Origin of the sequence: Streptomyces sp. NPDC058751 (assembly GCF_042746485.1) — a bacterium.
Classification (GTDB): Bacteria; Actinomycetota; Actinomycetes; order Streptomycetales; family Streptomycetaceae; genus Streptomyces.
Window position 1 is genome coordinate 40054 of record NZ_JBHYPZ010000024.1, and the last position, 26009, is coordinate 66062.

The following is a 26009-nucleotide window of genomic DNA, read 5'->3' on the forward strand; positions in this document are numbered from 1 at the left end:
CCTCCGCCGACGGCCGTACGGCGGTGACGAATCCCCGCGGGGGGAAATCCTCGTTCGGGCGGGGCACGGCGCCTACGCTGGCCCGGTGACCTCTGCCGCCGCTCGTACCGCGCTGGACCTCACCGCCGACCTCCCGGTCAACGACCTGGAGGACTTCTACCGGGATCTGCACCGGCATCCCGAGCTGTCGCTGCGCGAACACCGTACGGCCGCCGCCCTCGCGGAGCGGCTGCGCGGGGCCGGGTACGACACGACCGAGGGCGTGGGCGGCACGGGCGTCGTCGGCGTCCTGCGCAACGGGGACGGGCCCACCGTCCTGCTGCGCGCCGACATGGACGCGCTGCCCGTCACCGAGGAGACCGGGCTGCCGTACGCCTCTCGGACCGACGGGGTCATGCACGCCTGCGGCCACGACCTGCACGTCACCTGGCTCACCGGCGCGGCCCGGGCGCTCTCCGCCGGACGGGACACCTGGTCCGGCACGCTGGTGCTGGTCGGGCAGCCCGCCGAGGAGAGCGGCGGGGGCGCGGCCCGCATGGTCGCGGACGGTCTCCACGAGCGCTTCCCGGTGGCCGACGTCCTGCTCGCCCAGCACGTGGTGCCCGGCCCCGCCGGGCTGTACCCGCACTCCCCGGGCCTGATCATGTCCGCCTCGACCGACATCGACATCGTCGTGCACGGGCGGGGCGGCCACGGTTCGCGGCCCGAGGCGACCGTCGACCCGGTGGTGACCGCCGCGTACGTCGTGACGCGGCTCCAGACGGTCGTCAGCCGGGAGATCGCGGCCCGCGAGTCCGCCGTGCTGACGGTGGGGAGGATCGAGGCCGGCACCCGGCACAACATCATCCCCTCCGAGGCCCGGATCTCCCTGAGCCTGCGGACGCAGTCGCAGGACGTGCGGGAGCGGATGATCGCCGCCGTGCGGCGCGTCGCGGCGGGCGAGTGCGCGGCGGCCGGCTGCCCGGCCGAGCCCACGGTCACCGTCGGCAACGACTTCCCGATGACCGTCAACGACGCCGACACCGACCGCCGGATCGCCGCCGTGCACGGCGAGGTCTTCGGCGCCGGGGCGGTCTTCGACCCCGGTCCGGTCATGGGCAGCGAGGACTTCCCGCGGCTCGCGGCCGGCCGCATCCCCTACTCCTACTGGTTCGTGACCGGCACCCCGGCCGACGTCTGGGACGCGGCCCCTGGCTCCGACGACCTCATGACCAGGATGGAGGCCGTGCCCAGCAACCACAGTCCGCGCTTCGCCCCCGACCTGTCCACGGTCGCGCCGGGCGTACGGACCCTGGTGTCGGGGGCGCTCGCCTCGCTGTCGGCCTAGGCCCTGTCCGCGCCCGTCTCAGACCCGCGTCTGCAACTGGCTCAGCTGCCGCCGGACATGGTCCAGCGCGCCCTCCCGGCGTCCGGGCACGCGCTGCCTCAACCGGGCCAGTTCCGCGCCGAGTTCGCGGGCCAGGGCCGGATCGCCGATGCGGCCCCACTGGTGGTGCGCGCGGTCCACGGCCGACTCCACCTGCGGGGCGCCCGGCGCCTGCCCCGCGTCCAGCCGGGTCCCCGCGAGGGCCAGCCAGCCACGGCAGCTCCGCTCCGCGTCCCCCGCGAGCATCGCCAGGTCGGCTCGTACCTCCATCCAGTGCAGCACCTGCTCGGACCCGGACCCGTGGGTCCGCAGGGCCTCCCGCTCCCACCGCTCCGCCAGCGCGCGGGCGTCGTCGTGGCGGCCGTCGCGGACCGCCGCGGTGATCTCCTCGTGGGGGTCGGGGGACGGCTGACCGCCCCGCCGCTCCGCCTGACCGGGAAGCGTCACGGACGGCGCGGGCGGCACGGACGACCCGGCCTGCGCGGGTGGTGCGGGCGTCACGGCCTGCGCGGACGGCACGGACGGGGCAGCCGGTGGGTGCGGTGGGGGCGCGGGGGTGCCCGGCGGAGCCGTGACGGTCGTGAACTCCGGTGCCGGGGGCCAGGGCTGCCCGGCCCACGACCGCCCGGGCGCGAGCACGAGGTCCACCGCTCCGCGCCGGGCGCTCTCCTCGCCCGACACCTTGGCCAGAGCCTGCCGGTGGAGCTCGGCGGGGGCGGGCCGGTGACCGCTGCGGAGCAGGGTGGCGACGGCCCTCATGTACGTGGGCCGTGCCACCGTGCGACGGGACGGCGGCGGGGCGACCCGGCCGTACAGCTCGGCCTGTGGGCCCGCCGTCAGGGGGCGGTCGGCGAGGAACTCCCACGTGTCCCCGTCCGCGTGCAGGTCGGCGAAGACGGTCGTCGAACCCGGTGCGCGCAGCCGCAGTTCGTCGGCGATCCAGCCCCAGGGGAAGGACGTGTAGCGGACCGTCGCCGGGGTGGTGCGGGCCAGCGCGAGGTGCGGAAGCCTCTGCCGGCGGTCCAGTTGGAGCTGTCCCGCCACGAACACGGTCAGCGGTCCCGGCGCCGTCGCCGCCGCGCGCAGCCGGGTCAGGACGGCCTGCGGCTCCAGCGGATCGGCCAGTTCGACGACGTTCGCCGTGTCGGTGCCCGACAGCACCGGCGGGGCGACGGCCGCGAGCACGGGGAGCACGGAGGCCGCGTCCACCAGGCACCCCTTGCCCACCGGCGAGGCGGCGAGAAGCAGCACGGTTCCGGGCACAGGTTCGCTCCCCCATCGATCGGACACCTCAGCACCGTAACCGCTGCGCATGCAAAGAGGGGCCGCGAAGGGGCGAACACCCCCGGCCGGCCCAGGGACCCGGGCGCCGTCGCCGCAGCCCGCGGAGTCCGTCTCCGCGGCCCGTCACGTCCGCCGGACGCCGGCCGGCCGGCGTCGCACGGCGAAGATCGTGGTGTCGTCGGCGAGCCGCCCGCCGCAGTGGTCCAGCGTGCGGTCGCGCACGAACCGGACGAGCCGGTGCGGTTCGGCGGTGCGCGGATCCCGTGCCAGCGCCTTGGTGAGGGCGTCGCGGAGCGGGAAGAAGTCGCCCGCCGCGTCGCGGGCCTCGGTCACCCCGTCGGTGACCAGGAGCAGCGTCTCGCCGGGAGCGAGCGGGACCCGGAGCACCGGTGGCGGCGCGGAGGCCAGATCGCCCATGCCGAGCGGCATCCCGTCCCCGGGAGGCAGGCTCCGCACTCCGTCGGGGGCGACCACGAGGGGCGGTTCGTGGCCGAAGTTGACGACGTCCACCGTGGCCGGGGCGTCCTCGGAGAAGGCGACCAGGACCCCGGTCGCGAAACGGTCGCCGTCCGCGCGGCCGAGTGCCACGCGGTAGCCGTTGTGCCGCAGCATGCGGACCTCCAGCCGGCCGGCGACCGTGGCGAGGACCCGCTCGTGGTACGCGGCCTCGCGGAACGTGCTGAGCAGCGCGGCCGCCGCCTCGACCGCGGCGAGCCCCTTGCCCTGGACGTCTCCGAGCAGCAGCCGGGTGCCGTGCCGGCCGGGCTGGATGTCGTAGAAGTCGCCGCCCACGCGGGCCTCGCTGTCGGCGGCGAGGTAGACGGCCGCGTGGTCGAGGCCGCCCCAGCCCTGGGGCATCGGACGCAGCACCGTGCGCCGGGTCGTCTCGGCGATGTCCCGCATGTGCAGCATGCGCTGCTCGGCGCCCAGCCGCACCGAACAGGCGACGGCCGCGAGGGCCCCGCCGACCACGACGAGGAAGAAGTCGGGCAGGCCGTTCTGGTACTGGTGCGGCCACGACAGGTCCACCGCGACGTAGGTGAGCATGGACAGCCCGGCGAACACCACCGTGCCGATGACTCCGCAGACGGCCGCGGCGATGACCGGTACGAGCACGACCCAGGAGATGATCCGGAACCGGCCGGAGGTGTTGGCGTCGAACAGCGCGATGCCGATGAGCAGCAGCAGCGGGGGCAGCCAGGCGACGCTGCGTCCGTGCACCCGCAACGGCATCGGCCGCCGGAGGGCGTCCGGCAGCCCGGCGCGCGGCCGCAGCGCGTGCCGGAGCCGGTCGAGGACGGATCTCCGGTCGGCCACCTCCCCGTACCGCCTCCCTTCCGTTTTCTCAGTAGGCGACGGACATGCGGCCGTGCGGGTGGACGGGCATCTCCAGCTGGTCGACGAAGGCCATCGCGTAGTCCTCGGCGCTGATCCGGCTGTGACCGCCCGCGTCGGTGAGCATGCGGTCGCCGCCGATCCTGAACTCGCCCGTGCGTTCGCCGGGGGCGATCTCGACGGCGGGCGAGATGTACGTCCAGTCGATGTCGTCGACGTCCGTCCGCAGGTAGGTGAGGGCGTCGCGGTGGGCGAGCGCCTCCGGGAGGAAGGCTTCGGGGAAGTCCGGCTGGTCGCACGCGGCCTCGCCCGGCGCGACCTCCAGGGTGCCCGCCCCGCCGACGATCACGAGCCGGTGCACCCCGGCCGTGCGGACGCCCTCCACCAGGGAGTGGTTGAGGGCGAGGAAGGGTTCGCGGGGATCCGGGGCGTCCCGGGGCGGGACGCACGCCGACCCCACCGCGTCCGCGCCGGCCACCAGCTCGGCGACCTTCGCCGGGTCCGCGGCGTCGGCCGCCGTCGCGGTGACCCCGGGAACCGGGGACTGTCCGGACCGGCTGACCGCGACGACCTGGTGTCCGCGCGCCGACGCCTCCGTGGCGATGCAGCTGCCGACCATGCCGGTGGCACCGAAGAGTACGAGCTTCATGCACCTCAGCGAAGCACGCGACCATGATCACCGCATCCCGGCGGGGCGGGGGAAAGGGGTCCGCGGGGATGCCGCGAAGGACCTCGTGGAGGGCGCCGCGAAGGGCCCTGTGAAGAGCGCGGGGAGGACACCGGGAGGGCCGCCGCGAAGGACGTCGGGGCGGGTGCCGCGGGGACGCGGGGGAGGGTGCCGGGGAAAGGTGCCTCGGGGACGCCGGGAGGACGGCAGGGAGGACGCCGGGGAGGGTGCCACGGGGGCACGGGGAGGACGTCGGGAAAGGGCGACGAGGAGGGTGCCGCGGGGCGACGGGGAGGGTGCCGCGGTCGGTCCGCGGTCCCGACTTGCCGGTGGCTGCGGCCAGGTGTGCCCTGGAAGGCGGGGGCCAGCAGAGAGGAGTCCTTCCATGGCTCAAGCCGTACCCGTGTCAGGGACACCAGGTACATCCGGATCGACCGACGTCTTCGGGGAACGGACCCACACGATCGCGAAGTGGGCCGTACCCGTCGCCGGCGGACTCGTCTACGGCTACTGGGCAGCCGCCATCAACCGGGACGCGGGCGCCATCACGGGCTGGAACGTGCTGTTCGGCTTCGTGTGCGCCATCGCGTTCGCGGCGGCCTACGTGGGCGCCCGGACGGTGGCGCCGCTGATGCGGCGCGAGACGCACGCGCTGGTGTGGGCCGTCTTCGCGGGCTGCGCGTTCGGTTTCCTGTACAGCCAGACCGACGCGACCGTTCTGCGGTCCGTGTTCATGTCACTGCCGGTGGCGGCGGGCGTGTACGCGGTGGCCTTCTACCGCTACTACACGCACGAGGACGCGGCCGGAAAGGCGGCCTGACCCCGTGGCGCGCCGTTCCGGCGTACCGGCACCGGACACCGGAACGGCGCGCACGGCACACGAGGCCCCGGCGCGGTGCCGGGGCCTCGTGTGTCTCCCTCACTCACCTACTCACCTGCCACCTGGGACCCAGTCCCAGGAGTCGGGGGAGGAGCCGGACACGGTCCAGCTCCACGCGCTGGAGACGGTGAAGGTCCAGGAGCCGGAGGCGGTCACGCTCCAGCCGGGGTCGTTGGCCGGATCGCGGCTGTGGTCCCAGTGCGCGTTGTGCCAGGTGCCGTCCTTCTGGTCGGGACACGGGTCCGAGCAACTCGGCACCCACTGGCCGTCGGTGGAGACGAAGGCGGAGCTGGCCCAGGCATGGGCGCCGGCGAGCCAGTACCAGACGGTGGTGCCGGAAACGCTCTGCCCGTCGACCGCGCACTGGACGCGGACCTGGCTGCCCGACGGGAGCGAGCCGACGACGGGCGAGGCGGTGCTGGGCTGGAGCCGCAGGTTCATCTCACCGCGGGAGGTGACGGTGCCCCAGACGGAGCCGCCGGAGCCGTCGCCGGTGTGCGCCGACTCGGTGGCCGCCGTGGCGGGACCGGCGGCCAGGGCGGTCAGTACACCGCCGCTGAGCAGGGCCGCGGCAATGATCCGCGGGGCTGGGGTGGTGCGCATATCGACCTCCTTTTCCCCAGATCCAGGAAACACCCGTTCGGGTGAGCGCTCCACCCGAGCGGTCAAAGCCCTTGTGGCACAAGGGACGTGCGGGGGCGGGCGGCGGCGCGGGGGACCGTCGGCGGGCCCTGTACGGGAAACCGACGGGTGCTCACCGGCCCGGACGCGCCCGGGCCGACCTCGCGGGACGGGCGGCGGCTCCCCGTACGGCTTGCCGCGTGCGCCCATTTGCAGTCGGCCCGGTCGCGTGCGGGGCCCGGGGGACCTTGCCTGAAGACGTGTCCCCTCGTGTCCGCAGCGCCCTGTCGGCCGTGCTGATCGCGCTCGCCTGCCTCCTCGCGCCGCTCGGCGCGCTGTCGGCGTGGGCGACGTACGGGCTCGGCGACTCCGGGCGGTACGAGGCCACCATGGCGCCGCTCGCCGCCGACGACGACGTCCGGGACGCCATCGCGGCCGGCGTCACCGACGGCATCCTGCGCGAGGTCCACGTGCGGCCGAGGCTCCAGGGGCCGGTCGACCACTTCGTGCGGGACGCCGTGCGCTCGTTCACCGAGACCGAGGCCTACCGCACGGCGTGGACGGCCGCCAACCTGGCCGCGCACGACGCCGTGATGCGGGCGCTGCGCGAGGACCGCGAGGGCGCGGTGACCGTCGACCTGGCACTCGTCACCGAGCGGGTCAAACGCAGGCTCGCCGACGACAACATGCCGCTGGCCGCCCGGATCCCGGTCGAGCACACCGAGATCACCGTGCTCGCGGCCGAGGACCTGGCGCGACTCCGGAAGGGGTTCCACGTGCTCGAAGTCGCCGCGTTCTGGCTCCCGTCGGCGTCGGTCGTCTTCGCGGCGACCGGCATCGTCATCGCCGTGCGCCGCCGCCGGGCGGTCCTCGCGACGGGCCTCGGCACCGCTCTGGGCGCGGCCCTGCTCGGTGCCGCGGTCACCGTCGGCCGCAGGCTCACCCTCGCCGACCTGCCGCCCGACGTGTCCCGCACGGCCGCGGGCGCGGTGTACGACGCCCTCACCGAGACCCTCAGGTTCGTGAGCTGGCTGCTGCTGGCCACGGGTCTGACGGTGGCTCTGGCCGCCGCGCTCACCGCCGCGTACACCCGCCGCCGACGGACGGCCGACGCACCCCGGCAGACTCCCGCGGAGCACTCGACCCACGTGGGCGCCTGACCGCGCCCCACGCCCGAAGACCACCGCGGCGAACGCACGGGACCGGCACCGCGGCCGTACGGAGCGCGTTCCGGGCACGTACGGAACGCGCTCCGGGCACGCGGGAAGCACCGTCGGCGTACGGGGCGGACCCCACGGACGTACCGTCATACTCAGGACATGTCCCGTGAGTTCCCCATCGGCCTCACCCCTCCCGACTGGCTGGTCAGGAACCTCCGGCCGCAGCAGGCACCCGTCAACCGGCCCGCCGCCGTCCGCGCCGCCGTCGCCCTGGCGCTCCCGCTCGCCGTCGGCCTCGCCTGCGGACAGACCGCGTACGGCGCCCTGGCCTCCATGGGCGCGCTGTCCGGAGTCATCGGCGACACCGCCGACGCGTACCGCATGCGGATCCTCAACATCGCCGTCCCGCAGTTCTTCGGCGCGATCGGCGTCACGATCGGCGCCGCGGTCTTCGGGCACGGCTGGACCGCCGTCGTGACGGTGACCCTGGTCGCCCTGGTCTCCGGGATGATCTCCTCGATCGGCGCCGTCGCCTCCGTCGCCGGACTGCTGCTGCTCCTCAACTGCGTGATCGGCGCCGGACTTCCGCTGCCCGGCGCCTGGTGGCTCGCCCCGCTGCTGATGGCCGGCGGCGGGCTCCTCGTCCTCGCGCTGACCCTGCTCGCCTGGCCACTGCGCTCGAAAGTGCCGGAGCGGTCCGCCGTCGCGGGCACCTACCGCACGATCGCGGACCTGCTCGCCGCGAGCGGCACCGACGACTACGGCCGTCTGCGCCTCGCCGTCACCCGGTCCCTGAACGAGTCGTACGACCTCGTCCTCGCCCGGCGCGCGTTCCACCACGGCCGCAGCCCCGACCTCGTCCGGCTGCTCGCCCAGCTCAACGCCGTCACCCCCGTCGTCGAGGCCGCTCCCGCCGCCCACCAGCGGGGCGAGCCGCTGCCCGCCGCGATCCCCGCCGCCGTGAGCCTGCTCGCCGACGCCGTCGAGACCGGCGGCACCGGCCCGGTCGAACTGCGGCTGCCCGCCCCGGCCGACGAGACCGGGCGCGCCGTCGACCACGCCCTGCGGCACGCCGCCCGTGTCGTGACCGACCGGTCCCCGGACCCGGGCGCCCTGGACGACCGCCTCGGCCGGCCCGCCGCGCTGCGCGTCCGTGCCGCCCGCGCCACCCGCGGCGCCCTGCTGTCGGCCGCCTCCTGGCGCTACGGCACCCGTCTCGCCCTGTGCATCGGCCTCGGCCAGGTGCTCGTCTCGACCGTCGAGGTGCCGCGCTCCTACTGGGTCGCGCTCACCATCACCTTCGTCATGAAGCCCGACTACGGCTCCGTCTTCTCCCGGGCCCTGCTGCGCGCCCTCGGCACGGTCGCGGGTCTCGTGGTCGCGGCGGCCGTGCTGGCCCTCGTGCCGCGCGGCTGGTGGGACGTGCCGGTGCTGATGGTGCTCGGCGCGCTCATCCCGGCCCTGACCCCGCGCGGCTACGGCTACCAGACCGCCGCCATCACCCCAGTGATCCTGCTGCTGTCCGACGTCCTGAACCACCAGGGCACCGGGCTCGTCGTCCCCCGCCTGGTCGACTCCCTGATCGGCTGCGCCATCGCCCTGGTGGCCGGATACCTGCTCTGGCCGGAGAGCTGGCACGCCCGGGTCGGCGACCGGCTCGCGGACGCGGTCGCCGACACCGCCGACTACGTCGAGCTGGCCTTCGGGGACACCGCCGAGCCGGCTGCCCGCGCCCGCAGCAGGCGCCGCCTGTACCGGGACCTGTCCTCCATCCGTACGGAATTCCAGCGCGCGCTGACCGAACCCCCGCCGAACGGGCGCCGCGCCGCGGCCTGGATGCCGCTCGTCGTCGCCGTCGAGCGGATCGTGGACACGACGACCGCCGCCCGGGTCCGGGTCCGGCAGGGCGCGGCCGAGCCGTCGGCCGCCGAGGTCTCCGCCGTCGCGCACCAGCTCCGGGAGCTGTCCGAGGGGCTGCGCGAGACGGACGTGCTCTTCGCCGTCCGCGCCGATCTCACCGGGCCCGCGGACAGCGTCCTCGAACCGGTGCGCCAGGAGGTCGCGGCGGCCAGGGCGATCACCTCACCGCATTGACACGGGCGGCGCGGACACCGACTATTCGGCCATCGTCCCGAACCCGTGAGCGAGAACGACGCGCTCCGCGCTCCCCTTGCGATCTCTTGACACACGTGTGATGCCAGGGGAAGGTGCGTGACGGAACTCCCAATTCCGACAAATCACCATGGTAGACAAGTGAACCCGTGGGCGCCGTAAGGGGGTTGACGCGACCGTTGTCCGGTGCGCCGCCCCTGCCGAAGATCACCATCTATGGCCGCTAACCTTACGTGTCCGTCCTGGCCAGGGATTGACGGGATCAACTCACGCGAAGGGTTGCGCACATGGGCATTCTCACTCTCCTGCGGAATGCGTTCGGCCGCTCACGCAAGGGTCGTGACGCTGACGCGGAGACCTCGCGAGAGGCCACGTCGACCGCGACGGTCCCGGCTCCCGCCGGGGAACCGACGCCCTCCCCCGAGGCCGGACCGGCCTCCACCTCCGCTCCGGAGGCCGAGCCGACGAAGCCGGCTCCCGCGTCCGAGCCCGAGCCCTCCGTGGTCGACGAGCTGGTGTCGGCCGCCTTCGACAACGTGACGGTCCCGAAGCAGACGCCGTCTCCTTCCGCGGAAGAGACGCCTGCGGCAGAACACCCGGCCGAAGAAACCCCGGAAACGACCCCGGAGGCCACGCCCTCCCCCGAGGGGGAGACCGAGCCCGCCGCCGCTGCCCAGGCGGAGGCCGAGGCTGCGGCCCAGGCGGAAGCGGAGGCCGAGGCCGCCGCCCAGGCCAAGGCTGAAGCCGCTGCCGAAGCTGAAGCCGCTGCCGCCGCCGAAGCCGCCGCCAAGGCCGAAGCTGAGGCCGCCGCTGAGGCCGAGGCCAAGGCCGCCGCCGAAGCCGCCGCCCAGGCCGAGGCCGAGGCTGCCGCCCAGGCCGAGGCCGAGGCTGCCGCCCAGGCCGAGGCCGAAGCCGCTGCCGCCGCCCAGGCCGAGGCCGAAGCTGAAGCCGCTGCCGCCGCCGAAGCTGAGGCTGCTGCCCAGGCTGAGGCCGCCGCCAAGGCTGAGGCCGAAGCCGCTGCCGCTGCCACCGCCGAAGCCGAGGCCGCCGCCCAGGCCGAGGCCGAAGCCGCTGCCGCCGCCCAGGCCGAGGCCGAAGCTGAAGCCGCTGCCGCCGCCGAAGCTGAGGCTGCTGCCCAGGCTGAGGCCGCCGCCAAGGCTGAGGCCGAAGCCGCTGCCGCTGCCACCGCCGAAGCCGAGGCCGCCGCCCAGGCCGAGGCCGAAGCCGCTGCCGCCGCCCAGGCCGAGGCCGAAGCCGCTGCCGCCGCCCAGGCCGAGGCCGAAGCTGAAGCCGCTGCCGCCGCCGAAGCCGAGGCCGCCGCCAAGGCCCAGGCCGAGGCTGCCGCCAAGGCCAAGGCCGAAGCTGAAGCCGCCGCCGAGGCCGAGGCTGCCGCCAAGGCCGAGGCCGAAGCTGAAGCCGCCGCCGAGGCCGAGGCTGCCGCCGAAGCTGAGGCCGCCGCCAAGGCCGAGGCCGAAGCTGAAGCCGCTGCCGCTGCCGCCGCCCAGGCCGAGGCTGAGGCCGCCGCCCAGGCCGAGGCCGCTGCTGCCGCTGAGGCTGCCGAGGCCGAGCCCGTCGCCGAACCCGAGGCGGAGCCGGTCGTCGTCGAGGAGGTCACCTCCGTGACCTCGCAGGGCGACTCCGCCGTGTCGTCGGACCGCGTCAAGGACGAGGCCCCGGCCCTGGTCACGGCGTACCAGGAAGCGGGCACCGCGCTCCGGAAGCGGAACCTCACCGGCAAGCGCGCCGACGTCTACCTCGTTCTCGACCGCTCCTCGTCCATGCGCGCCTACTACAAGGACGGCTCCGCCCAGGCCCTGGGCGAGCAGGCCCTCGCCCTCGCCGCCCACCTGGACCCGGAGGCGACCGTCCACGTCGTCTTCTTCTCCACCGAGCTGGACGGCACCGGCACCCTCACCCTCGCCGAGCACGAGAACAAGGTCGACGACCTGCACGCCGGCCTCGGCCGCATGGGCCGTACGAGCTACCACGTGGCCGTCGAGGAAGTCGTCACCCACCACCAGCGCTCCGGCTCCGCCGACCCCGCCCTGGTGATCTTCCAGACGGACGGCGCCCCGGACGCCAAGACCCCCGCCACCCAGTCCCTCACGGACGCGGCGAAGAACCACCCGAACGTCTTCTTCTCGTTCGTCGCCTTCGGCGAGCACGACAACAAGGCCTTCGACTACCTGCGCAAGCTGAAGACCGGCAACACGGCCTTCTTCCACGCGGGCCCCGCCCCGCGCGAGCTGACGGACGTCGAGGTCTACGACGGCGTGCTGGAGAACTGGCGCCCGTAACCACCCGCCCGAGCGGCACCCGTCCGCGCGGACACCCCGGCCGCCCCCTTCCCACGCCTTAAAACGGGAAGCGGGCGGCCCACCCGTGTCGGCTACGATTTCAAGGTTCACCGGCGACGAGACGCCCACCGGAAATCCGACGCGATCGTCGCCCCACGCAGCGACCTGGGAGCAGCCCGCGATGGCTCGACACCTCATCACCAGCGCCCTTCCGTACATCAACGGGATCAAGCACCTGGGCAACATGGTGGGGTCCATGCTCCCGGCGGACGTGTACTCCCGGTACCTCCGCCAGCGCGGCCACGACGTCCTGTACATCTGCGCGACGGACGAGCACGGCACCCCCGCCGAGCTCGCGGCCAAGGAGCGCGGCCTGCCGGTCGACGAGTTCTGCGCGCAGGCGCACGACGCCCAGAAGGCCGTGTACGACGGCTTCGAGCTGGCCTTCGACTACTTCGGCCGCAGCTCCAGCCCGGAGAACCGCGAGATCACCCAGCACTTCGCGCGCCGCCTGAACGAGAACGGCTTCATCGAGGAGCGCGCGATCCGGCAGGTGTACTCGCCCGCCGACGGCCGCTTCCTCCCGGACCGCTACGTGGAGGGCACCTGCCCGCACTGCGGTTACGACAAGGCCCGCGGCGACCAGTGCGAGAACTGCACGCGCGTCCTCGACCCCACGGACCTGATCGACCCGCGTTCGGCGATCTCCGGCTCGACGGACCTGGAGGTCCGTGAGACGAAGCACCTGTTCCTCCTCCAGTCGAGGCTCCAGCACGAGGTCGAGGAGTGGGTGGCCCGGCACGAGTCCGAGTGGCCGCAGCTCGCCTCCTCCATCGCCCGCAAGTGGCTGACCGAGGGCCTGCACGACCGCGCGATCACCCGTGACCTGGACTGGGGCGTCCCCGTCCCGGCCGACACCTGGCCGGATCTGGCCGCCGAGGGCAAGGTCTTCTACGTCTGGTTCGACGCCCCGATCGAGTACATCGGCGCGACGAAGGAGTGGTCCGACCAGGACACGGACAACCGCGACTGGAAGTCCTGGTGGTACGACGCGGACTCCGGCGAGAACCCGGTCCGCTACACGCAGTTCATGGCGAAGGACAACGTCCCCTTCCACACCGTCATGTTCCCGGCCACCGAGCTGGGCGTGCGCGAGCCGTGGAAGAAGGTCGACTACGTCAAGGCCTTCAACTGGCTGACGTACTACGGCGGCAAGTTCTCCACGTCCCAGAAGCGCGGTGTCTTCACGGACCACGCCCTGGAGATCCTGCCCGCCGACTACTGGCGCTACTTCCTCATCGCCAACGCCCCCGAGTCCGACGACTCGTCGTTCACCTGGGAGCACTTCACCACCACGGTCAACAAGGACCTGGCCGACACCCTCGGCAACTTCGTCAACCGCGTCCTGTCCTTCTCCAAGAAGCGCTTCGGCGAGGAGGTCCCGGCGGGCTCCGAGGCCGGCGAGGCCGAGGCGAAGCTGGGCACCGAGATCGCGGGCCTGCTCGCCGAGTACGAGTCCCAGATGGAGGCCCTCCAGTTCCGCAAGGCGGCCGCCGCGCTGCGCGCCCTGTGGTCCGCGGGCAACTCCTACCTGGAGGAGAAGGCCCCCTGGCTGGAGATCAAGACCGACCCGGAGGGCGCCGCGCTGACGCTCCGTACGGCGATGAACCTGATCCACCTCTACTCGGTGGTCTCGGAACCCTTCATCCCGGCGTCCGCCCGCGCCATGCGCTCGGCCTTCGCCCTCGCGGACGACACGGCGGTCTGGGTGAGCGCCGACGAGGCCCGCGCCCTGTCCTTCCTCCCCGTCGGAACCCCCTTCACCGTTCCCCCGGTCCTCTTCGCCAAGATCACGGACGAGGACCTGGAGTCGTACAAGGAGCGCTTCGGCGGCGCGCCGGAGTAACGACGACCGCTCGACAGGAGCCCGGGAACCAGCGGTTCCCGGGCTCTTCGCGTGCCTGGAGCCATGCCATGAACGGCCTCCGGAGCGGTCCCATGCGGAACTCCGCCATCCTCTGGGCGCCCGCTTTCGAGCGGTATACATTGCGAAGATCATGTGAAGCCACTGGCTTCCTGGGACACGAGTGGACGGACACGTCCACCGAGTGGGGGGATTCGTCCATGGCGCTCTTCGGAAACGCGCACACCGTCGACCCGGCCTCGGCACAGCAGGACTTCGCCCGCCTGCTGGGCCAGAACGAGCAGGTCCACGCCGCGTACCAGCTGATACGTGACACCATCCTGTTCACCGACCGACGTCTGATCCTGGTCGACAAGCAGGGCATCACCGGCAAGAAGGTGGAGTACCACTCGGTCCCCTACCGCAGCATCACCCACTTCGCGGTGGAGACGGCCGGCACCTTCGACCTCGACGCCGAGCTCAAGATCTGGATCTCCGGCGCCTCCCTCCCCATCCAGAAGACCTTCACCAAGGGCGTCGACATCTACGAGGTCCAGGCGATCCTCACCCAGTACGTGGCCAAGTAACGCCGCCCGCCGCAGCACCGCCGGACGCCGCCCGCCACGGGGAAAGGGGGCACGGACGACCCGTCCTGTGCCCCCTTTCCCGTTGCCGAAGACCAGGCGAGAGCCCGGTGAGGGCCCGGCGGAGAACCGGGAAGGGAAGCCTTTACCCAATGCCGCCGATCCGTAATCGACCCCGGCTCCACTAACCCCCCGGTCACCCGTATGGTTTCCGCCATGGTGGCAGTCCCCGAGGTCATTCCGATCGCCTACGAACCGAAGCACCGCACCGAGACCATAGGCCGGTACGCGGACGGTCAGTTCCTGGCGTCGATCACGTACGCCTTCCCCGAAGGGTTCCGTCCCGACGACGGCTGGGAAGAGCACAAACGTCTGTACGTGGTTCTCCACACCTTCGACGCCGAGGGCCACTACAACGACTCGGAGATCTGGTGCGCCGGCACCTGGGCCGAACAGCAGGGGGCGCCGCACGGCGAGTTCTCGGTGCTCTCCCGCGCCCGCATCCACCTGGCGAAGCTGCTCCGCAGCCTGCCCCGGCGCTCGTACACGGACATCGCGATCCGACCGTTCCGGCTCACCGTCGACGGTGTGCTGTTCGGACTGGTGCCCCGCGAGGACGAGGGCGAGGCCTGGGCCGAGCTGTACCCGGACCGCCTCGGCTTCTCCGAGCCGTGGGACGGCACGTACGACACCTGAGCCGGCCTGCCTTCCCGGCGCGGCCCCGACGGAGATCACCCGGTACGGGCCGCCCCGAGCCGACGCAGAAGCGCGGCCAGCCCCTGCGGGGTGACGGAAAGTATTCGCTCCGGATCATCGCTCTCGCGGAGCAGCAAGGTGTCCTCGACCTGGGCGAGTTCCACGCACTCATTGCCATCACCGGGTCCGGAGAACGAGGACTTCTGCCACTGAGTCACGACTCAGATCTCCTTCGCCAGTCGATGCATGAAGTCCCGCGACTTGGCGGGCTCAAGAGATGCCGCCTCCACCTTACGGAAGAGCGTTCGCATGGCCAGGAGCTGAGCGGGCGCATCCAGGAAGACCGATCCGTACGGTGCGTCCCGTTGCGCGGTGTCCAACGTCGGCACCTCGCCGCCCGCGTACAACATCATCGAACTGGCTCCGGCGAATCCATCGACGTCGAACGGAATCACCCGCATCGAGACGTTGGGCCACTCCGACACCCGCAGCAATGCGCCGAGCTGGGCACGGGCCACTCGCCGATCCGCGACACGGGTACGCAACGCGGATTCGTGCACCACCGCCTCATAGGGAGGCGCCCCCTCTCGCGTGAGGGCCGCCTTCCGGCGCATCCGGTGCGTCAGCCTGGGCTCCAACTCCGTGTCCGGAAGCTCGGGAACCCGGTAGGCGAGCACAGCGCGGGCATAGTCCTCCGTCTGCAGCAGACCGGGTACGTGCGCGGTGGCGATCACCCGCATGAAGCGCGCGTGGTGCTCCAGCTCCGCCAGGTCGCCGAACACCGGCGGCAGTACCTGCGCATACTCTTCCCACCAGCCACGCGTTCGATCTGCGGCCATCTCGACGAGGCCGTCGATCAGTCCCACGTCCGCGCAGGCGTAGTGCGCCGCGAGCATGCGCAGTCGCTTCTCGCTGACCCCGGCGATCCCCGCCTCCATCTGGCTCATCTGCGCCGAGGTCGACCCCAGGAACCGGGCGACCTCCCGAGCGGTCATTCCTGCGGCGTCACGCAGTCGTCGCAGCTCAGTGCCGAGGCGGACCTGACGAGCGGTCGGCTGACTCCTCGGTGGCATGCGCGCCTGATCCTCTCAATGAGCCCTGTGCGAGCGCTGGTTGGTCTCGCTCGTCCGGAGTCAGATTACGCGAGCGGCTTGCATGGGCAGAAATTAATGCCCTACCGTCAGTGACGCGACGCACACTCTGCGGAACACCGGGACCCCGGAAGCGCACTGCCCCGCCCTGCCACGGCGGTGGCGGCACTGCCACCGCCCGAAGCCCGCGCCCCTCTCCCTGACCAGGAGTTCCGCATGCCCGAAACCGGCGAACTCGACGCCGACCGCTGGGAGTACATCCTCTCCATCCCCAACGACCCCCGGGCCGTCACGATCTGCCGCCGCACCCTGCGCCTGATCCTCGCCCTGCACGGCCTGCCGCATCTCGCGGAGGTGGCCGAACTCGTCGCGACCGAGCTGGTCACCAACGCCGTACAGCACACCGCGGGGCCCGCGGCCATACGTCTCCGCCGGGCCCACGGAGTGCTCCGCATCGGCGTGTGGGACGCGGACCCCACCCCGCCGGCCCCCGCTCCACCAGCGGCATCCGGTGAGACGGGACGTGGGCTCACCCTCGTGGAGGAATGTGCAGACGGCTGGGGCTGGCACCTGCTCGGCAGAGCCCAGGACCCGCGAGGCACAGGCAAGTTCATCTGGTGCGAACTGGCCACGGCGGCGTGAACGTTTCCCCGGTCCCCGAAAGAGTGAACGACACGCATCGGCCGGACGTCTCGTCCCTTGATCAACCTAGCTTGCGCACATGGTCACATCAGCTCACGAGGGCCTGCACCGGATCTTCCAGGACCGGCCCGAGATTCTCGCCCCCGTCTTCGGGGCACTGGGTATCGCGTTACCCGAGAAGGCGACGGTGGACGCGGTCACCCCTGACGCGACGGAGACCAAGCCGGTCGAGCGACGCATCGACACCGTGTTGCGCGTCGGCCCTTCCGACGGGGAAGACTTCCTGCTGGCCGTCGAGGCGCAGGAGCGACGAGACCCGAAGAAGGCGTCGAGTTGGGCCTACTACGTCGCCTATCTCCAAGCCAAGTACGGCCTGCCGGTGCTGCTTCTCGTCATCTGCCGCGACCGGGCCACGACCAAGTGGGCGACCGGCCCCTTCGACTGCGGAGCCCGCGGCTGGACCGCCCAGCGGACGTACCCCATGGTCATCGGACCCGACAACCTCCCGGTGATCACCGATGAGAGAACCGTGGCGCGGAAGCCCGCGATGGCCGCGTTCTCCGCCCTCGCTCACGCCCACAGCCACGACATCGACGCCATACTGGAAGCGTTGGGCCGTGCCCTGCAGGCGATGGACCGGCAAGCCTCCGACTACTTCTACGAGTTCCTTGACGTCAATCTGGGGAGTACCCCCGCCGGCGACAAATGGAGGGAAATCTTGAGCTTCGTCACCTACTTCCCCGGCAGGGGAACCGTCCGAGAGACGGCCTATCTCGAAGGCAAGGCAGAAGGCATGGCCGAGGGCGTGGCCGAAGGCGAGGCAAAAGGGGTTCTGCGCGTGCTGGAGGTGCGCGGGCTGACCGTCTCCGACGACGTCCGTACGCGGATCACCACCTGTACCGACCTCGACTCCCTCGGAGACTGGCTCGACCGGGCCGGCACCGTCGCCCGCGCCGAGGAGCTGTTCGGCGAAGCCCCGCGTGGCCCGGAGGGCACCCCGGAGCAGAGCTGATCGGGTTCCGAAACGGAGAGGGGCCCAGAACCAGCGGGTTCCGGGCCCTGTTCCTGTCAGGGAGTCGAGGGCCCGGAACCCGGTGTGTTCCGGGCCTGTGTGCCGAGGGTCAGGACGAGGTGGCCGACGGGCCCGGTCCGGTGTCGGTGCTGTCGTGGGTCTCGTCCGGGGCGACGCCCATCGTCAGCCGGCCGTGGACGCCCCGGGCGATGTGCCTCTTGTCGTACGTGAGGTGCAGGAGCCCGCCCTCGTGCCCGTTGCCGGGGTAGATGGTGTCCTCGTCCAGCGTCGTGCGGGGGGTCGTGCTGGTGGAGTAGGGGGAGACCTCGGCCGAGGCCAGGACCGACTTCTCGGAGAAGAAGAGCTGACCCGTGTGGCAGGTGTGGCCGCCCTCGTAGCCCGCGTCGGTCCAGGTGCCGTCCACATGGACCTTCACGTGGATGTGGACGCAGCGGCCCCGGTACCAGCCGGGGAAGACCGTCCTGAAGGTGACGTGGCCGTGCCGGTCGGTCTTCCAGGTGCCGCGCAGGTACCGCTTGTCGTCGGTGGGCTCGGCGTGCCCTCCGCCGCCTCCCGGGGGAGGACCTGACGGGGGCTCACCGGTCGGGGTGCCGGTCGGGACGTCCGTGGGCTCGCCCGACGGGCCGCCGCCACCGCCGTTGCTCATCTCCTCGTAGCCGGAGTACACGCCCAGCGCCGAGCAGTGCCAGATGTCCACCGCCGCGTTCCTGACCGGCTTGCAGGTCTCGGCGTCGATCACCTTCAGCGTGAGGAACAGCGGGATGCCGTCCTGGTCCTCGGTGATGTCCTGGCGGATCTTGTCCGCGTCGATGTAGTAGGGACCCTCGGTGGTCTCCGAGGTCAGCGTGTAGCAGGCCTCCGCACCGGACGCGGCCGTCGCGGTCGTTCCGGCCGCGGTCTCGCCCGCGAACGCGTTCACTGCGGCCGCGCCGCCCACGCCCACGGCCGCCACGGCCGCTCCACCCGCGACGACGACCCTGCGTCGGGTCACGGTCCCTTCGTGCGTCGTTCTCCCGGTCTCAGTCATGCGCGGGACGGTAGGGAGCCCACCTGTCAGCAGCGTGGGTGCGGGCTGTGTTTTCACACGCCACATGAGAATGGCCCGGAACCATCGCTGGTTCCGGGCCACTCCCGTGTGCGTCACCCTCAGGAGACGCGGAGCCTGCCTACTTCGGCTGCGGCTTGCGGACCGAGATGTGCAGCTCGCGCAGCCGCGTCTCGTCCAGCTCCGTGGGCGCGCCCATCATCAGGTCCTGCGCGTTGCCGTTGAGCGGGAACGCGATCGTCTCGCGGATGTTCGGCTCGTCCGCGAGCAGCATGACGATGCGGTCGACGCCCGGGGCGATCCCGCCGTGCGGCGGGGCGCCGAAGCGGAAGGCGCGCAGCATGCCGGCGAACTGCTCCTCGACGGTCTCCCGGTCGTAGCCCGCGATCTCGAAGGCCTTGAGCATGATCTCGGGCTCGTGGTTGCGGATCGCGCCGGAGGACAGCTCGACGCCGTTGCAGACAATGTCGTACTGCCAGCCGAGGATGTCCAGCGGGTCCTGGGTCTCCAGGGCCTCCAGACCGCCCTGCGGCATCGAGAACGGGTTGTGCGAGAAGTCGATCTTGCCGGTGTCCTCGTCCTTCTCGTACATCGGGAAGTCGACGATCCAGCAGAAGCGGAAGACGTTCTCCTCGAAGTTGCCCGAGCGCTTGGCGGCCTCGACCCGCACCGCGCCCATGATCTTCGAGACCTCGTCGAACTCGCCCGCGCCGAAGAACACCGCGTGACCGGCGGCCAGGGAGAGGCGCTTGGTCAGCTCGGCGACGTTCTCCTCGGTGAGGAACTTGGCGATCGGGCCGGTCAGCGAGCCGTCCTCGCCCACGCGCACCCAGGCCAGGCCCTTCGCGCCCTGCTCGACCGCGTAGTCGCCGAGACCGTCGAAGAACTTCCGGGTCTGGCCGGCGACGTCCGGCACCGGCAGCGCGCGCACGTGCTTGCCGGCGAAGGCCTTGAACTCGGAGCCCTCGAAGATGTCGGTGATGTCGACGAGTTCGAGCTGGGCACGCAGGTCCGGCTTGTCGGAGCCGTACTTCAGCATCGACTCGCGGAACGGGATGCGCGGGAAGGGCGAGGTGACGTGACGGCCACCGCCGAACTCCTCGAACAGCTCCGTCATGAGCTTCTCGATCGGCTGGAAGACGTCCTCCTGCTCGACGAAGGACATCTCCACGTCGAGCTGGTAGAACTCGCCCGGCGAACGGTCCGCACGGGCGTCCTCGTCGCGGAAGCAGGGCGCGATCTGGAAGTAGCGGTCGAAGCCGGAGATCATCAGCAGCTGCTTGAACTGCTGGGGCGCCTGCGGCAGTGCGTAGAACTTGCCGGGGTTCAGCCGGGAGGGGACCACGAAGTCGCGCGCGCCCTCGGGAGAGGTGGCGCTGAGGATCGGGGTGGCCATCTCGTTGAAGCCCAGCGCCGTCATCTTGTGACGGATCGCGGAGATCACGGCCGTACGCAGCAGGATGTTGCGGTGCATGCGCTCACGGCGCAGGTCGAGGAAGCGGTACTCCAGACGGCGCTCCTCGTTGACACCGTCCTCGGCGTTGATCGTGAACGGCAGCGGCTGGGCGGCACCGAGCAACTCGACCTCGCTCACCTCGACCTCGACCTCACCGGTCGGCAGCTCGGGGTTCACGTTCTCCGTGCCGCGCGAGACGACCTTGCCGTCGACGCGGACGGTCGACTCCTTGGAGACCTTGTCCAGGGCCTCGTAGGCGGGGGTGCCGGGGCGGGCGACGAGCTGCGTGATGCCGTAGTGGTCGCGCAGATCGATGAAGAGGATGCCGCCCAGGTCTCGGCGATTGTGCAGCCAGCCGCTCAGCCGGACGTCGGTGCCGACGTCAGAGGCGCGGAGCTCGCCGCAGGTGTGGGACCTGTACCGATGCATCGAGGTTCATCCAGTCTTCGCGGATTGGGGGCCTGGTTTCACGTGAAACACCCCCAGGGTACCGGGCAGCCCAGGTCACCTCCCCCTCATTAGACGCTCCGCGCCGCGCCGGGCATCGGTGGCAGGCACCGATCCCCTGTTCCTACAGTGGGCGCATGCGCACTGGTGAGCCCCTGCCCACCGTGGGGGACGTCCTGGCCGCTCTCTCCACCGGCGTATGGCGCTGGGACAACGCCCTGGGACTCGTCACCTTCGACGCGGAGGCCGCACGGCTGATCGGCATGCCCGCGAAGCAGGTGACGCTCACCGAGGCGGGTGTGCGCTCCCGGGTCCACCCCGTCGACTGGAACGAGATGGACGGGGTGGTGCAGCTCGCGGTGGCCGAGGGCACGCTCGCCGAGGCCCGGGTGCGGATCATGGACGAGCACGGCCGGGTGCTCCGCACGGTCCGCAGCCGCTCCAAGCCGATCGTCGACCCCGCGACCGGGCAGTTCGAGCTGATCGGCACCCTCCAGGAGGTCAGTGCGCAGCCCCCGGACGCCGCCGCGCGCACTCCCGTCACCGGGGACTGGCGCCGCTCGCGGGAGGCGTTCCTGCTGGACGCCGGACGGGCACTGGCCGAGGCCCGGTCCACGGCGGAGGTGCTGCGGGTGGCGGCGGGCCTGTCGATGCCCGGATTCTCGCCGGACGGTCTCGCCGTCTTCGGCGCGGAGGGCGACCGCCTGACGGTCATCGGCCACCACGGACACCAGCCGGGCGACGAGGGCCCCTTCTCCAACATGCCGCTGGCCACGGAATACCCGGCCGCCGAGGTCGTCCGCACGGGCCGTGCGGTCTACCTCTCCTCCCCCGAGGACTACAAGGACCGCTACCCGGCGTCCTGGCCCCTCGCCCGGCACTTCGGCCGACAGTCGTGGGCGTTCCTGCCGCTCACGGTCGCCGGCAGCACCATGGGCGCGTGGATGGCGGCCTTCACCTACCCCGTCACCTTCACCCCCGACGAGCGCTCGGTCCTCACGACCGTCGCCCGCATGCTCGCCCAGGCACTCTCCCGCGCCGGAGACGCCGAGACCGCACGGGAACTCACCGACGGCCTCCAGCGTTCGATGATGCCGACGCTCGGACCCCGCATGCCGGGCATGAGCGTCGCCGGGCGCTATGTCCCGACCGGCGGCGGCCTCCAGGTCGGCGGCGACTGGTACGACGTGATCCCGCTTCCGGCCGGCCGCTACGCCCTGGTCATCGGCGACGTGCAGGGCCACGACGTCCGCGCGGCGGGCCTGATGGGCCAGCTCCGGATAGCCCTGCGCGCCTACGCCGCCGAGGGCCACCGCCCCGACGCGGTGCTGTCACGGGCGGCGCGTTTCCTCTACGGGGTCACCGACTCGGTGACCTACGGGTCGAGCGGCGGCACCGACCCGGGCGAGGAACCCGCGGACCCCGCCGACGTGCGCTTCGCGACCTGCCTGTACGCCGAGGTCGACCCGGCGACCGGGACGCTGGACATCGCGCGCGCCGGTCACCCGGACCCCGCGATACGGATGGCGGACGGGACCGTGCTGATGCGGCCCACTGCGGGCGGGCTGCCGCTCGGCATCGACCCGGACGCCGACTACCCGACCACCCGGATCGTCCTGGAGCCGGGCGAGACCATGATGATCTGCACCGACGGGCTCATCGAGACCGGCGGACACGACCTCGACACCGGCTGGCACCGCATCCGGCGGACACTCGAATCCCACGTCGGCGACCTGGAGACCCTCGCCGACGCACTCGTCCAGGCCGTGCACGGGCCCTCCTCCCACCACACCACCGGTCCGCTGGCCGACCGGCGCGAGGACGACATAGCGGTGCTGCTGCTGTCCCGGCTGCCCCTGGAGGGCGACGACACGGCCTCGCCCGTACCGGCGCCGCTGCGCCGCACGATGCTGACCGTGGCGCAGGACGAGCCCGAGCGCATCGCGGACGCCCGCCAGCAGCTCCGGGAGTTCCTGCACGACTGGACCTGCGCCGACCAGCTCGACTCCGCGGTCCTGCTCGTCTCCGAGGTGGTCACCAACGTCCTCGTGCACACCGACGCGGACGCGCTGCTCGTCGCCGAGGTGGCGGGCGAGCCGGGCGGGCGACGGATGCGGATCGAGGTCACCGACGGCAGCGACGACCTGCCGCACCGGCGCCATCCGGGGGAGCTGGCGTCGTCCGGACGCGGCCTGGTGCTCGTCGAGATGCTCGCGGACGCGTGGGGGGTGGACCCGCGCGGCCAGGGCAAGAGCATCTGGTTCGAGTTCTCCGAGGCCCCGGACACGGATCCCGGCGGGGCCGGGACCCCGGCTCCGGACGACTCCGCGCTGCTCGGCGCGTGGGAATCGTCCACCGGGGACTACGAATCCGCCGACGGTCCCGGCGCCCCCGGAACTCCGGGGAATCCCGGCGTTCCCGGTCCTTCCGTGCCCCCGGGCCCCGGCGGCCCTCCTCCCCGCTCTCCGGGCCCGTCCGCCCCTCCCACCCCGTCCGACCCGTAGCGCACACGGAGTTCGTGCACGACACCGAAGACCGCCGCCGTCAGGGGGACGGCGAGCAGCATGCCGAGGACGCCCGCCACGGAGGCGCCCGCCGTGATGGCCAGCAGCACCACCGCCGGGTGCATCTGCACCTGCCGGCTCTGGATCATCGGCTGGAGGCCGTACCCCTCCAGCATCTGGATGGCGAGCACGACGCCGACCGTCCACAGGGCGATGACGAACCCCCGGTCGGCGAGCGCGACCAGGACGGCCACCGTGCCGGAGATGAACGCTCCGAGGTAGGGGATGTACGCCCCCACGAAGACCAGCGCGCCGAGCCCGACCGCGCCCGGGACGCGCAGGATCAAGAGTCCGACGGTGATGCAGAGGGCGTCGATGAGCGCGATGATCGTCGTTCCGCGCATGAAGCCCTCGACGGCCCCGTAGGCGCGCCGGGCCATGGCCTCGACCACGTCGGCGGTCCCCCGGGGCGCGAGCGAGCGCAGCGATCCGGCCACCCGGTGCGAGTCGCGCAGGAAGAAGAACACGAGCAGCAGGGCGAGGAAGGCCATGGCGAGGGTCTCGGCCACGACGCTGACGCCGCTGACGACGTTGGACGCGGCCGTGCCGCCGAACTCGGCCAGCAGGTCCCGGGAATTGGACGCGAGGTCGTCGAGCGAGGTCCCCGCCGCGCCGAAGTGCTCGGCGAGGGAACGCGAGGCCTCCCGGAGCGAGGACACGATCTGGGCGCCGGTGTGGATGAGGGCCGCGACGACGACGTAGACGGCACCGCCGACCACGACGGCCACCGCGACGCAGGTCAGGGCGGCGGCGAGCGAGCGGTTGATCTTCGCCCTGACCATCCGCCGGTACAGCGGTCCGAGCAGGGCGGTCCCGAGCAGCGCGAGCAGGACCGGCACCACCGCCGTACGGAACTCCGAGCACAGCTGGATCCCCACCCATCCCACCCCGGCGGCCAGCAGGATCACGGCACACCAGGCCGCCAACCGCCGGGCACCCTCGGGGAGTAGCTGCACCCTGCAAGCTGACCATGCGTCAGCCGGTCAGGCTTCCGGGGACGTCCGAATGGGGGAAGCCCCGTCCCTCCGGAGGGACGGGGCTTGCGTGACCGCTGTCGCCCAGGAGGGCTCCACGGGCCGCGCGGAGGGACCTACAGCCCGCCCTCCGCCATCCCGTGCACGGCCGGGATCGTCCCCAGCCGGCCCTTCTGGAAGTCGTCGAACGCCTGCTGGAGCTCCTGGCGGGTGTTCATCACGAACGGACCGTAGTGGGCCATGGGCTCACGGATCGGCTGCCCGCCGAGCAGCACGACCTCCAGGTCGGGCGTGTTGGAGTCCTGCTTCTCGTCCGCCCGCACGGTCAGCGAGGAGCCCGCGCCGAAGACGGCGGTCTGGCCGGTGTGGACCGGCCGGCGGTCCGCGCCCACGCTGCCGCGTCCGGCCAGCACGTAGGCGAGGCCGTTGAAGTCCTCGCGCCACGGCAGGGTGATCTCGGCTCCCGGCCGCAGCGTGGCGTGGACCATGGTGATCGGGGTGTGCGTGATGCCCGGCCCCTGGTGGCCGTCGAGCTCACCGGCGATGACGCGCAGGAGCGCGCCCCCGTCCGGGGTGCTGAGCAGCTGCACCGTGCCGCCCCGGATGTCCTGGTACCGCGGGGCCATCATCTTGTCCTTGGCCGGCAGGTTCACCCACAGCTGGAGCCCGTGGAAGAGGCCGCCCGACATCACGAGGTGCTCCGGCGGCGCCTCGATGTGGAGCAGTCCGGACCCGGCCGTCATCCACTGGGTGTCACCGTTGGTGATCGTGCCCCCGCCGCCGTTGGAGTCCTGGTGGTCGAAGATCCCGTCGATGATGTAGGTCACGGTCTCGAAGCCGCGGTGCGGGTGCCAGGGGGTGCCCTTCGGCTCGCCCGGCGCGTACTCCACCTCACCCATCTGGTCCATCATGATGAACGGGTCGAGGTGGCGGTAGTTGATCCCGGCGAACGCGCGACGGACCGGGAAACCCTCGCCCTCGAAGCCCTTGGGCGCGGTCGTCACGGCCAGCACGGGCCGGTCCACCGCGTCGGCCGGCGCGGCCACACGGGGCAGGGCCAGCGGGTTCTCGACAGTCACTGCGGGCATGTCGGTACCTCCTTGCGCTTCGAATTTGGTTGAGAGTTGAACTTTCTGCTACCCGTAACGACGCGCGCCCGGAGGGCATTCCCTCCGGGCGTCACAGGTTTTCTGGGCATACGGCCGAGCAGGCACGGGGCGTCCGGCCGAGCAGGCACGGGGCGTCCGGCCGAGCAGGCACGGGGCGTCCGGCCGAGCAGGCACGGGGCGTCCGGCCGAGCGGACACCGGGGTGCCGGCGGCACCCACGGCGGACCGTCAGCCGTACATGCGGCGCATGGCGAAGTCCACCATCTGCTCCACGGCCTTCGCGTCGAAGACCATCCGGTGCTTGCCCTCCATGTCGATCACGAAGCCGTAGCCGGTGGGCAGCAGGTCGATCACCTCCGCCCCGGTGATCACGAAGTACTTGGACTCCTTGCCCGCGTACCGGCGCAGCTCCTTGAGCGAGCTGAACATCGGGATGACGGGCTGCTGGGTGTTGTGCAGCGCCAGGAATCCGGGGTTGTCACCGCGCGGGCAGTAGACCTTCGAGGTGGCGAAGACCTGCTGGAAGTCCTCGGCCGCCATGGCACCCGTGGTGAAGGCGCGGACCGCGTCCGGCAGGGACGGCGGGGACGGCTCGGGGTACAGGGGCGGCTGCTGGCCGTACCCACCGGGCATCTGCTGCCCGTCCGGCATCTGGCCGGGCATCTGCTGCTGCGGCGGGACGTACCCCTGCTGGGCGCCTGCGTTCTGCTCGTAGCCGTACATGCGTCAAAGAGTAGTGGGCCA

General features: G+C 72.1%; 21 protein-coding genes and 1 pseudogene. 11 read left to right on the forward strand and 11 right to left on the reverse strand.

Going from position 1 to position 26009, the window contains the following annotated elements:
* Positions 1–85: 85 nt before the first annotated feature.
* Positions 86–1327, forward strand: a complete 1242-nt coding sequence (locus ACFW6B_RS22395) for an amidohydrolase (protein WP_386598265.1) — start codon at positions 86–88, stop codon at positions 1325–1327.
* Between the two features lie 18 nt (positions 1328–1345).
* Here ACFW6B_RS22395 and ACFW6B_RS22400 read toward each other — a convergent pair whose 3' ends face one another.
* The 3 genes from ACFW6B_RS22400 to ACFW6B_RS22410 all read right to left on the reverse strand — a co-directional run bounded on the left by ACFW6B_RS22400 (position 1346) and on the right by ACFW6B_RS22410 (position 4634).
* Entirely contained in the window at positions 1346–2629 is a 1284-nt protein-coding gene (locus tag ACFW6B_RS22400) for a hypothetical protein (protein ID WP_386598266.1), read from the reverse strand.
* Positions 2630–2773: 144 nt separating this feature from the next.
* Positions 2774–3883, reverse strand: a complete 1110-nt coding sequence (locus tag ACFW6B_RS22405; RefSeq protein ID WP_386598362.1) for a PP2C family protein-serine/threonine phosphatase — start codon at positions 3881–3883, stop codon at positions 2774–2776.
* Between the two features lie 112 nt (positions 3884–3995).
* Entirely contained in the window at positions 3996–4634 is a 639-nt protein-coding gene (locus tag ACFW6B_RS22410) for an NAD(P)-dependent oxidoreductase (protein WP_386598267.1), read from the reverse strand.
* Between the two features lie 403 nt (positions 4635–5037).
* Here ACFW6B_RS22410 and ACFW6B_RS22415 point away from each other — a divergent pair, with 403 nt between their 5' ends.
* Positions 5038–5472, forward strand: coding sequence for a hypothetical protein (locus ACFW6B_RS22415; protein ID WP_386598268.1), 435 nt, complete (start codon positions 5038–5040; stop codon positions 5470–5472).
* Positions 5473–5583: 111 nt separating this feature from the next.
* Here the strand turns inward: ACFW6B_RS22415 and ACFW6B_RS22420 are convergent, their stop codons facing one another.
* A complete protein-coding gene (locus tag ACFW6B_RS22420) occupies positions 5584–6135 on the reverse strand; it encodes an SH3 domain-containing protein (RefSeq protein WP_386598269.1) in 552 nt (183 codons plus the stop codon).
* Positions 6136–6413: 278 nt separating this feature from the next.
* On the opposite strand from ACFW6B_RS22420, the gene ACFW6B_RS22425 reads away from it, so the two are divergent.
* The 6 genes from ACFW6B_RS22425 to ACFW6B_RS22450 all read left to right on the forward strand — a co-directional run bounded on the left by ACFW6B_RS22425 (position 6414) and on the right by ACFW6B_RS22450 (position 14905).
* Positions 6414–7313 carry a hypothetical protein gene (locus ACFW6B_RS22425; RefSeq protein ID WP_386598270.1) on the forward strand — a complete coding sequence of 300 codons (900 nt, stop codon included), beginning with the start codon at positions 6414–6416 and terminating at the stop codon, positions 7311–7313.
* 159 nt (positions 7314–7472) lie between these two features.
* Positions 7473–9407: an FUSC family protein gene (locus ACFW6B_RS22430; RefSeq protein WP_386598271.1), complete on the forward strand. Its 1935-nt coding sequence runs from the start codon at positions 7473–7475 to the stop codon at positions 9405–9407.
* 305 nt (positions 9408–9712) lie between these two features.
* A complete protein-coding gene (locus ACFW6B_RS22435; protein ID WP_386598272.1) occupies positions 9713–11722 on the forward strand; it encodes a VWA domain-containing protein in 2010 nt (669 codons plus the stop codon).
* A gap of 181 nt (positions 11723–11903) precedes the next feature.
* Positions 11904–13628 (forward strand): methionine--tRNA ligase, encoded by a 1725-nt coding sequence (gene metG, locus ACFW6B_RS22440; protein ID WP_386598273.1) that lies wholly within the window; start codon positions 11904–11906, stop codon positions 13626–13628.
* 218 nt (positions 13629–13846) lie between these two features.
* A complete protein-coding gene (locus tag ACFW6B_RS22445) occupies positions 13847–14212 on the forward strand; it encodes a PH domain-containing protein (protein WP_386598274.1) in 366 nt (121 codons plus the stop codon).
* 216 nt (positions 14213–14428) lie between these two features.
* Positions 14429–14905, forward strand: a complete 477-nt coding sequence (locus tag ACFW6B_RS22450) for a hypothetical protein (RefSeq protein WP_386598363.1) — start codon at positions 14429–14431, stop codon at positions 14903–14905.
* Positions 14906–14940: 35 nt separating this feature from the next.
* Here the strand turns inward: ACFW6B_RS22450 and ACFW6B_RS22455 are convergent, their stop codons facing one another.
* Together ACFW6B_RS22455 and ACFW6B_RS22460 are read right to left on the reverse strand one after the other, a co-directional pair.
* A complete protein-coding gene (locus tag ACFW6B_RS22455) occupies positions 14941–15123 on the reverse strand; it encodes a DUF397 domain-containing protein (RefSeq protein WP_386598276.1) in 183 nt (60 codons plus the stop codon).
* A 3-nt stretch (positions 15124–15126) separates the two neighbouring features.
* Positions 15127–15978, reverse strand: a complete 852-nt coding sequence (locus tag ACFW6B_RS22460; protein ID WP_386598277.1) for a helix-turn-helix domain-containing protein — start codon at positions 15976–15978, stop codon at positions 15127–15129.
* Between the two features lie 234 nt (positions 15979–16212).
* Between ACFW6B_RS22460 and ACFW6B_RS22465 the strand changes: the two genes are divergently transcribed.
* Positions 16213–16638 carry an ATP-binding protein gene (locus ACFW6B_RS22465; RefSeq protein WP_386598278.1) on the forward strand — a complete coding sequence of 142 codons (426 nt, stop codon included), beginning with the start codon at positions 16213–16215 and terminating at the stop codon, positions 16636–16638.
* A 79-nt stretch (positions 16639–16717) separates the two neighbouring features.
* Positions 16718–17650, forward strand: coding sequence for a hypothetical protein (locus ACFW6B_RS22470; protein ID WP_386598279.1), 933 nt, complete (start codon positions 16718–16720; stop codon positions 17648–17650).
* A 109-nt stretch (positions 17651–17759) separates the two neighbouring features.
* Here the strand turns inward: ACFW6B_RS22470 and ACFW6B_RS22475 are convergent, their stop codons facing one another.
* Complete coding sequence (locus tag ACFW6B_RS22475; protein ID WP_386598280.1) at positions 17760–18698, reverse strand: intradiol ring-cleavage dioxygenase; 939 nt, start codon at positions 18696–18698, stop codon at positions 17760–17762.
* Positions 18699–18837: 139 nt separating this feature from the next.
* Positions 18838–20601, reverse strand: a complete 1764-nt coding sequence (gene aspS, locus ACFW6B_RS22480) for an aspartate--tRNA ligase (RefSeq protein ID WP_386598281.1) — start codon at positions 20599–20601, stop codon at positions 18838–18840.
* 155 nt (positions 20602–20756) lie between these two features.
* On the opposite strand from aspS, the pseudogene ACFW6B_RS22485 reads away from it, so the two are divergent.
* A pseudogene (locus ACFW6B_RS22485) lies at positions 20757–22949 on the forward strand (SpoIIE family protein phosphatase); the annotation flags it as partial.
* 32 nt (positions 22950–22981) lie between these two features.
* Here the strand turns inward: ACFW6B_RS22485 and ACFW6B_RS22490 are convergent.
* The 3 genes from ACFW6B_RS22490 to ACFW6B_RS22500 all read right to left on the reverse strand — a co-directional run bounded on the left by ACFW6B_RS22490 (position 22982) and on the right by ACFW6B_RS22500 (position 25988).
* Positions 22982–24139: an AI-2E family transporter gene (locus ACFW6B_RS22490; protein ID WP_386598283.1), complete on the reverse strand. Its 1158-nt coding sequence runs from the start codon at positions 24137–24139 to the stop codon at positions 22982–22984.
* A gap of 134 nt (positions 24140–24273) precedes the next feature.
* Positions 24274–25245, reverse strand: a complete 972-nt coding sequence (locus tag ACFW6B_RS22495; RefSeq protein ID WP_386598284.1) for a pirin family protein — start codon at positions 25243–25245, stop codon at positions 24274–24276.
* Positions 25246–25493: 248 nt separating this feature from the next.
* The gene (locus ACFW6B_RS22500) at positions 25494–25988 is read right to left on the reverse strand and encodes an SseB family protein (protein WP_103552626.1); all 495 of its coding nucleotides are present in this window, start codon (positions 25986–25988) and stop codon (positions 25494–25496) included.
* Positions 25989–26009 lie beyond the last annotated feature (21 nt).